This is a genomic window from Streptococcus humanilactis (assembly GCF_019448275.1).
GTDB lineage: Bacteria > Bacillota > Bacilli > Lactobacillales > Streptococcaceae > Streptococcus > Streptococcus humanilactis.
The window spans coordinates 1-209 of the sequence record NZ_JAHXBZ010000063.1 but is presented as its reverse complement, the minus strand read 5'-3'; the positions used below and the strand labels follow the sequence as shown (position 1 = coordinate 209).

Here is a 209-nt window from a genome sequence, read left to right as displayed (position 1 = left end):
GTGCTTGCTGATGTAGAGGCTACGGCACTTGTTGATGCTGAGGTAGACGCTACGGCACTTGTTGATGCTGAGGTAGACGCTACGGCACTTGTTGACGCTGAGGTAGAGGCTACCGCGCTAGTACTTGCTGATGTAGAGGCTACCGCACTTGTTGATGCTGATGTAGAGGCTACTGCGCTTGTGCTTGCTGATGTAGATGCTACAGCGCT

General features: G+C 53.1%; 1 protein-coding gene. It reads left to right on the top strand.

Translation table 11 applies throughout. From position 1 onward, the window contains the following. The coding region (locus KV696_RS10590) for a hypothetical protein (RefSeq protein WP_419965916.1) at positions 1-209 on the top strand (209 nt) is incomplete at both ends.